Genomic DNA, 8,368 nt, shown 5'->3' on the forward strand with positions numbered 1-8,368 from the left:
AGGGCCGCAAACTCGCGAGAGTAAGCTAATCCCAGAAAGCCGATCTTAGTCCGGATTGCAGTCTGCAACTCGACTGCATGAAGTTGGAATCGCTAGTAATCGCGAATCAGAATGTCGCGGTGAATACGTTCCCGGGCCTTGTACACACCGCCCGTCACACCATGGGAGTGGGTTGCAAAAGAAGTGGGTAGTCTAACCTTCGGGAGGGCGCTCACCACTTTGTGATTCATGACTGGGGTGAAGTCGTAACAAGGTAGCCCTAGGGGAACCTGGGGCTGGATCACCTCCTTACAAAGCATGCAATGCTTTATGAGTATCCACAACAAATTATTTTGATTTGAAAAAATCGAGACTGACCTTAAGTGTAAATTATTGGGTCTGTAGCTCAGTTGGTTAGAGCGCACCCCTGATAAGGGTGAGGTCGGAGGTTCAAATCCTCCCAGACCCACCAAATTTTGCACTGGACAATTTTTTAGAAAGACTCATGTACTAGCGTACACTTCATCTTTCGAAAAAACCGCCCAGCACAAAATTAACTTTTTAAGGTGAAATGCACCAAAGCTTAATAATAAGATATTTATTATTCGGTTTTACGCAGGATTTTTATTGTTAAGCAAGGCGTGCGACGGAACGAATGAAGGAGCATACATAAGTATATGACTGAATGAGAGACAAGCACAACGCAGCATAAAAAAAAGACAAGTAAAATGGGGCTATAGCTCAGCTGGGAGAGCACCTGCCTTGCACGCAGGGGGTCTGCGGTTCGATCCCGCATAGCTCCACCATTACTCGATTAAACAAAAGCAGTAAAACCTAATTCTATAAATTTTAAAGGAAAATCATAAAGAATATTCCTTAGAACTTATAGAATTAGTTTTTTAAGCTAATAAGCTCTTTAAAAATTTGGAAATCTGTAAAGTAAACTAAAGAAAGTTTATGGATTATGCGCTGTTGGTTATTTTATAATAACTGGCAACAAATAAAAAATAAGCCAACTAAAAGTTTCAAACGAGTTTAAAAGCGACAAAGCGACATAGAAGCGAAAGCCGACATGAAGTGGCGTCAAATATTAAATGAGTTCTCAAGCAGAAAAAGCGAAAATGTCAGCTGATACATATAATTCAGACGTGCGAAAAGCGAGAGCTGTGTAAGACGTATTTGGGTTATATGGTCAAGTGAATAAGCGCATACGGTGGATGCCTAGGCGATAAGAGGCGAAGAAGGACGTTGTAGGATGCGATAAGCCGCGGAGAGTTTTCAAACTAACGTTGACCCGCGGATTTCCGAATGGGGAAACCCAATGGTCATAAGGCCATTATCCTGACCTGAATACATAGGGTCAGAGAAGCGAACCGGGAGAACTGAAACATCTAAGTACCCCGAGGAAAAGAAATCAATTGAGATTCCCTAAGTAGCGGCGAGCGAACGGGGACCAGCCGAGCAGAATAGAGTTAGTGGAACAGTCTGGAAAGTCTGGCGATACAGGGTGATAGCCCCGTACACGAAAACTCTTTTTTGACATATTAAGTAGGTCGATGCACGTGAAACGTTGACTGAAGATGGGGGGACCATCCTCCAAGGCTAAATACTCCTTATCGACCGATAGTGAACTAGTACCGTGAGGGAAAGGCGAAAAGAACCCCGGAGAGGGGAGTGAAATAGATCCTGAAACCGTATGCGTACAAGCAGTAGGAGCAGACTTGTTCTGTGACTGCGTACCTTTTGTATAATGGGTCAGCGACTTACATTTTGTGGCAAGCTTAACCGAAAAGGGGAGGCGTAGCGAAAGCGAGTCTTAATAGGGCGTTCAGTCGCAAGGTGTAGACCCGAAACCGGGCGATCTATCCATGACCAGGTTGAAGGTGGGGTAATACCTACTGGAGGACCGAACCCACTTATGTTGAAAAATGAGGGGATGAGTTGTGGATCGGAGTGAAAGGCTAATCAAGCCCGGAGATAGCTGGTTCTCCTCGAAATCTATTTAGGTAGAGCCTCGTGTATAACTGTTGGGGGTAGAGCACTGTTACGGCTAGGGGGTCATCCCGACTTACCAAACCGTTGCAAACTCCGAATACCAACAAGTTTTAGCACGGGAGACACACGGCGGGTGCTAAGGTCCGTCGTGAAAAGGGAAACAGCCCAGACCGTCAGCTAAGGTCCCAAAATCTATGCTCAGTGGGAAACGATGTGAAAAGGCCCAGACAGCCAGGAGGTTGGCTTAGAAGCAGCCATCCTTTAAAGAAAGCGTAATAGCTCACTGGTCGAGTCGGTTTGCGCGGAAGATTTACCGGGGCTAAGCATAGTACCGAAGCTACGGATCGACGTTTATTTATAAACGGAGGTGGTAGAGGAGCGTTCCGTAAGCCTGCGAAGGTGCATTGAGAAGTGCGCTGGAGGTATCGGAAGTGCGAATGCTGACATGAGTAACGATAATGGGGGTGAAAAACCCCCACGCCGAAAACCCAAGGTTTCCTGCGCAACGCTAATCGACGCAGGGTTAGTCGGGACCTAAGGCGAGGCCGAAAGGCGTAGTCGATGGAAAACAGGTTAATATTCCTGTACTTGTTATAACTGCGATGGGGTGACGGAGAAGGCTAGATCAGCATACTGTTGGATATGTATGTTTAAGCATGTAGGGAGAGTGTTTAGGTAAATCCGGACGCTTGCTAATCCTGAGGTGTGATGACGAGTTTTTCCTAGTGAAAGACGAAGTGATTGATGCCATACTTCCAAGAAAAACCTCTAAGCATCAGGTTATAACAACCCGTACCCCAAACCGACACAGGTGGGTGGGATGAGAATTCTAAGGCGCTTGAGAGAACTCGGGTGAAGGAACTAGGCAAAATTGTACCGTAACTTCGGGAGAAGGTACGCCTTTTGTAGGTGAAGCGATTTACTCGTGGAGCTGAAGAAGGCAGCATTAAATTGGTGGCTGCGACTGTTTATCAAAAACATAGCACTCTGCAAACACGAAAGTGGACGTATAGGGTGTGACGCCTGCCCGGTGCCGGAAGGTTAATTGATGGGGTTATCTTCGGAGAAGCTCTTGATCGAAGCCCCGGTAAACGGCGGCCGTAACTATAACGGTCCTAAGGTAGCGAAATTCCTTGTCGGGTAAGTTCCGACCTGCACGAATGGCGTAACGACGGCCACACTGTCTCCACCCGAGACTCAGTGAAATTGAAATTGCGGTGAAGATGCCGTATACCCGCGGCTAGACGGAAAGACCCCGTGCACCTTTACTATAGCTTTACACTGGACTTTGAACCTACTTGTGTAGGATAGGTGGGAGACTATGAAATCATGTCGCTAGATGTGGTGGAGTCACCCTTGAAATACCACCCTGGTATGTTTGAAGTTCTAACCTAGGCCCCTTATCGGGGTTGGGGACAGTGTATGGTGGGTAGTTTGACTGGGGCGGTCTCCTCCCAAAGAGTAACGGAGGAGCACGAAGGTACCCTAATCCTGGTCGGAAATCAGGAGTTTAGTGCAATGGCATAAGGGTGCTTGACTGCGAGACGGACAGGTCGAGCAGGTACGAAAGTAGGTCATAGTGATCCGGTGGTTCTGAATGGAAGGGCCATCGCTCAACGGATAAAAGGTACGCCGGGGATAACAGGCTGATACCGCCCAAGAGTTCATATCGACGGCGGTGTTTGGCACCTCGATGTCGGCTCATCACATCCTGGGGCTGAAGCAGGTCCCAAGGGTATGGCTGTTCGCCATTTAAAGTGGTACGCGAGCTGGGTTCAGAACGTCGTGAGACAGTTCGGTCCCTATCTGCCGTGGGCGTTTGAGATTTGAGGGAAGCTGCTCCTAGTACGAGAGGACCGGAGTGGACGAACCACTGGTGTTCGGGTTGTCATGCCAATGGCATTGCCCGGTAGCTACGTTCGGACAGGATAACCGCTGAAAGCATCTAAGCGGGAAGCCCCTCCCAAGATGAGATCTCACTGGAACTTTAAGTTCCCTGAAGGGCCGTTGGAGACTACAACGTTGATAGGCAAGGTGTGGAAGCGCAGTAATGTGTGAAGCTAACTTGTACTAATTGCCCGTGAGGCTTGACCATATAACACCAAATAGGTTTTAACACTGATTTGGTTTTATGTGAAAGCGACAAACGTTTTTACTGTAAGAGAACGAAGACTCTTAGACTCAAACTACAGATTTCCAATTATTAAGACGCAAGTCTTGATAAGAGACGGTTGATAGTGAGGTTATATACAGGTATATAATCAGACTAGTCAATCAACACCGATTGCTTGGTGACCATAGCGAGCGTGAACCACCCGATCCCATCTCGAACTCGGAAGTGAAACCGTTTAGTGCCGATGATAGTGTGGATTTATCCATGTGAAAGTAGGGAATTGCCAAGCTCTTAAACTTAAAACCCATCTTCTAGCGAAGATGGGTTTTTTTTTGCCTAAAGGATTTGTTGTACAATAACAGCATTAATAAAATAGAACGATAGGATGTGCTGAGGCACGAAGCGCATCTATTGAGGAATAATAAAACAAATTTTTCGTAGGGCGTGGCTTTAGCCCGCCGTTGTACAGGTTAAAAAAAATAAAGCGGGCTAAAGCCACGCCCTACGCTGCAATGTTTGCTCTGTAATTCCCCTAGCGGACTAAAGTCTGCTCTATTTAAGCTCTAGCTATCACTAAATAGGCTTTTCAAATGACAGATGATTTACAATTTAGTCGCTTAGATTATGCTTTTGCCAGTTTTTTAACTCAGCTTAGTCAGTTAGGTTCTGAGCAGGGAAAAAAGTTTGAATCTATTGTTGTGCAGCTATCATACGCTCAGAACCATGGGCACAGCTGTATTGAAGTTGATAGAGCAGCTCAACAAATACTCTTGGCTTCAGGAATTGTGGATAACTCTGGCACACAGCCATTAGTATTGGAACAGAACCTGCTATATTTACAACGCTACTGGAAGTATGAATGTCAAATTGCAGAAAAATTACAAAAGTTGACGTGTAGTGAGCCTGTAACAGTAAATATTTCTGAATTAATTAATCAATATTTCCCTGATAGTGATGAAATTGATTGGCAAAAACAAGCTGCGATAGCCGCTGTAAATTCCCCTTTTACTATTGTAACTGGAGGACCTGGCACAGGAAAAACTACGACAGTAGTGAAAATTCTAGCATTATTGCAAGAGCTATCAGCATTGCCATTAAATATAGCACTAGCTGCACCTACTGGAAAAGCAGCAATGAGGTTGCAAGAATCTATAGGACAAAGTAAAAGTAAACTGCCCTCTTCTGAACTAATTAAACAGTTAGTTCCAGAGCTGGTTGTTACTTTACATCGTCTACTAGGTGCCCGGCCACCTTCCCCCTATTTTAAATACAATAAAAATAACCCCCTGCCCTATGATATTGTTGTTATAGATGAGGTTTCAATGATTGATTTACCGTTAATGAGTAAATTAGTTAGTGCACTAAAGAAGGATGCCAGACTTATCTTATTAGGAGATAAAGACCAGTTAGCTTCAGTTGAGATGGGTACTATACTTGCAGATTTAACTTATGCGTTACCTGAATTCACCCAGGAGTTAAAAAAATCCTATCGCTTTTCAGGCCATATCAAAACATTTTCTGAGTTAGTTAATCAACAAGAGTCAAATAAAGCCTGGGAGATATTAAACAAGGATTACTTTGATGTTTGTCTGTTACAAGAGGAATTAATCGCATACATTGTTGATAAGCAATTATATTATCTACAGCTAATAGCGGATAATGCTGCATTTATAGAAGTTTATGCGGCATTTAATGAGTTTCAGGTTCTCTGTGCAAATCGGCAGGGGATGTATAGTGTAGAGGATGTTAATTATCGAGTGACTCAAGAACTCGGGGATAAAAATTTAATCAATAATTCAGGTGAATGGTATATAGGGCGACCTGTTTTAATCACTCAAAATGATGCCGTTTTACATTTATATAATGGTGATATTGGTTTGTGTATGACTGATAGTGAAAGTAATGGACAGTTGATGATCTTTTTTCTGTTAGCTGATGGGTCTATTAGAAAATATTTACCTGCTCGGTTGCCAAATTGTGAAACTGTTTTTGCAATGACTATACATAAAAGTCAGGGCTCAGAATTTAATGAGGTTTTGTTATTATTGCCTGAAACGATTAATCCAATATTAACTAAAGAACTTATATACACAGGTATCACCAGGGCCAGGAAAATTGTCAAACTTGTCACTAATAAAGCTGTGTTTTTGGAAACTTTACAGCGTAAGGTTGAACGATCAAGTGGTCTGGCAAATAGGTTTAAAAAGGTAGCTTGAATTTATAGAGGGGGAGTTTTAGCCGCGAGTCAGTACAGGTGCGGCTAAAAACAACTTTCTAATATAGAACTACTTTAATATCTTCTGTTCCATTTCAGTAATACGTTTTTCTAAATCTTCTAATTTAGAACGTGTTTTAGCTAACACTCCTTTTTGTACTTCAAACTCTTCGCGAGTAACTAAATCCATTTTGCCTAAAGCACCCTGTAAAATAGCGCGGAAATTTTTCTCCATATCTTCTTTTAGATTTGAAAATCCTGGTGGGATAGCATCACTTAAACGGCTGGCAATATCATCAATAGATTTTGGGTCAAACATTTTTTATTCCTAATAAAGTATGTAAATAAAGCTTAGTTAATTTTCTTATACTAAGCCAGAATTGGTAACAGAGATATATTCGCGACAGATTTTTTCAATATCAGCCTGTTCTAAAGGCTGTTGCATCAATAAGCAGTAGTAGTGATCATTTTCTTCACTGAAAGTAATACAGTTTTTGCATTGACCAAAGCTGCTAGATCCATTAACACTTTGCAAGGCAACCAGTGCTTCGTATAGTGCAGCACTGATAGAATCAAACTGTTTGTTGGCAATGGCCTCTTCAGCTTTAATAAAAACATCAAAGGGTGTAATACTTTTTAGCAGCTCAGTTCCAGGCTTCAGGATTTTTAAATGCACAATACGTTTATCAACATTATCCTGTTTTTTTTCGATTAAACCTTTGCGAACAAGGACCTGCAATGTTTGTGAAACGGTTCCTTTGGTTAGGCCAAGATAATCAGTGACGGCTGCAGGTGTATCACTAAACCGGTTACAACTAGCCAAATAGTCTAGAGTCTGTACATGGACAGGCTGTAGACCTAAGGCTGAATATTTTTTACGCTGCTCAGCCCTGAGTAAAGTGCTGATACGTTCAATCAATTTTAGGGTTGTTAATTCTTGCATGCACGTATTTTAACATTACTCAGGGCATGCATACACTTTAAAGCTAGTAAAACCTTATATATTGCTTTATGGCATATGCTATGTATGGGTGAGGCCACAGAGTTATGGCAGGCGGGTAATTTACTAAAATGTTAGAAAAACTAGTCTGTAGGATAGGCTAAGTGTTTATAACTTCCTTTTCGTATATTGAAAAATGCTAATTCAGGGAGGCTCATTAAAATACCCATCACTCCACTTTTTAATGTTGTGCCCGAATCTAAGGGTAAAGCGATACTACCATAAAGGCTAATAGTTGCAGCAGTGAGTAAATTGAATGTACCAAATAGTGGGCGACTCCATATGTTGTCATCTGTAAAAAAAGAAATGCGGAATCTAGATCGTTAAATTTATAATCACGCGCACTAAGTGTATTAAATTCCCTTAAATACACGAGCAGATTATTTTCCTGTTGATACATTTTTGTCAGTTGCTGGTGACGAAAAGAAGGTAAAGTTTGTTTACTGTAGTTAGAAGAAAGACTATGAAATGAACCGAAAGGTATAAAAGCTATTAGATTATTGTGTGCGAGTTGCTCTATTTCTTCTATGTATTTATCATTAATATTTGCTTTATCAATAGTGCTAAAAATTTCGGTAACGCAATTACGTTTAAATAAATTATAGTGATATAGCTGTTGCATCTGCTGGGTAACATTCAGTTGATAATGTGCCAGTCTTTGTATAGCTGAAGTTTCCCAATAATTATTTATGGTAAAATTGAAACTATGCTACAACTATATGAAAAAAATAGTCTTTTCATTCGTTTCAAATGCTATTGCCTAAAGGGAATTAAGTAGGGGTTTGCTATAAACATGGCAAAACCACCTAAAATAAACCTCGATACACCAGCATTGTGTATTTCAGCTACTCAATAATTGGGAAACTTCAGCAGTGGAATAGATCAAGACTTTTTAGATATTCTTCAACAGCATACAGCAGGCAATCCAATGAATTCATCTATTAGGTGGACTTATCTAAAGCCGCGTGAAATCGTCAGTGAATTATTAAAAAAGGGTTATTCTGTCAGTCGTAATATCGTTCGATATTTATTAAAAAAACATGAATATGTTAAGCGCAAAGCCCAG

At 41.9% G+C, this 8,368-nt stretch carries 5 protein-coding genes, 2 tRNA genes and 3 rRNA genes; 7 read left to right on the forward strand and 3 right to left on the reverse strand.

Going from position 1 to position 8,368, the window contains the following annotated elements; translation table 11 throughout:
* From CDZ78_RS02235 to recD, 6 genes are all read left to right on the forward strand, one after another.
* Window positions 1-291: ribosomal RNA gene (locus CDZ78_RS02235) — 16S ribosomal RNA — on the forward strand; the annotation flags it as partial.
* 83 nt (window positions 292-374) lie between these two features.
* Window positions 375-451: transfer RNA gene (locus CDZ78_RS02240), tRNA-Ile, on the forward strand.
* Window positions 452-709: 258 nt separating this feature from the next.
* Window positions 710-785, forward strand: a tRNA-Ala gene (locus CDZ78_RS02245).
* Window positions 786-1,169: 384 nt separating this feature from the next.
* A 23S ribosomal RNA gene (locus CDZ78_RS02250) occupies window positions 1,170-4,069 on the forward strand.
* Between the two features lie 192 nt (window positions 4,070-4,261).
* Window positions 4,262-4,376 (forward strand): 5S ribosomal RNA (gene rrf / locus CDZ78_RS02255).
* A 301-nt stretch (window positions 4,377-4,677) separates the two neighbouring features.
* Window positions 4,678-6,303 (forward strand): exodeoxyribonuclease V subunit alpha, encoded by a 1,626-nt coding sequence (gene recD / locus CDZ78_RS02260; protein ID WP_087868505.1) that lies wholly within the window; start codon window positions 4,678-4,680, stop codon window positions 6,301-6,303.
* Between the two features lie 69 nt (window positions 6,304-6,372).
* On the opposite strand, the gene ubiK is transcribed toward recD, so the two are convergent.
* The 3 genes from ubiK to CDZ78_RS02275 all read right to left on the reverse strand — a co-directional run bounded on the left by ubiK (window position 6,373) and on the right by CDZ78_RS02275 (window position 7,924).
* The gene (gene ubiK, locus CDZ78_RS02265; RefSeq protein ID WP_087868506.1) at window positions 6,373-6,621 is read right to left on the reverse strand and encodes a ubiquinone biosynthesis accessory factor UbiK; all 249 of its coding nucleotides are present in this window, start codon (window positions 6,619-6,621) and stop codon (window positions 6,373-6,375) included.
* A gap of 45 nt (window positions 6,622-6,666) precedes the next feature.
* Entirely contained in the window at window positions 6,667-7,245 is a 579-nt protein-coding gene (locus CDZ78_RS02270) for a MarR family winged helix-turn-helix transcriptional regulator (protein WP_087868507.1), read from the reverse strand.
* A 256-nt stretch (window positions 7,246-7,501) separates the two neighbouring features.
* The gene (locus tag CDZ78_RS02275) at window positions 7,502-7,924 is read right to left on the reverse strand and encodes a hypothetical protein (RefSeq protein WP_087868508.1); all 423 of its coding nucleotides are present in this window, start codon (window positions 7,922-7,924) and stop codon (window positions 7,502-7,504) included.
* A 234-nt stretch (window positions 7,925-8,158) separates the two neighbouring features.
* On the opposite strand from CDZ78_RS02275, the gene CDZ78_RS24185 reads away from it, so the two are divergent.
* The coding region (locus tag CDZ78_RS24185) for an ISAzo13-like element transposase-related protein (protein WP_444979190.1) at window positions 8,159-8,368 on the forward strand (210 nt) is incomplete at its 3' end.

Origin of the sequence: Bathymodiolus platifrons methanotrophic gill symbiont (genome assembly GCF_002189065.1) — a bacterium.
In the GTDB taxonomy this organism is placed as follows: domain Bacteria; phylum Pseudomonadota; class Gammaproteobacteria; order Methylococcales; family Methylomonadaceae; genus Methyloprofundus.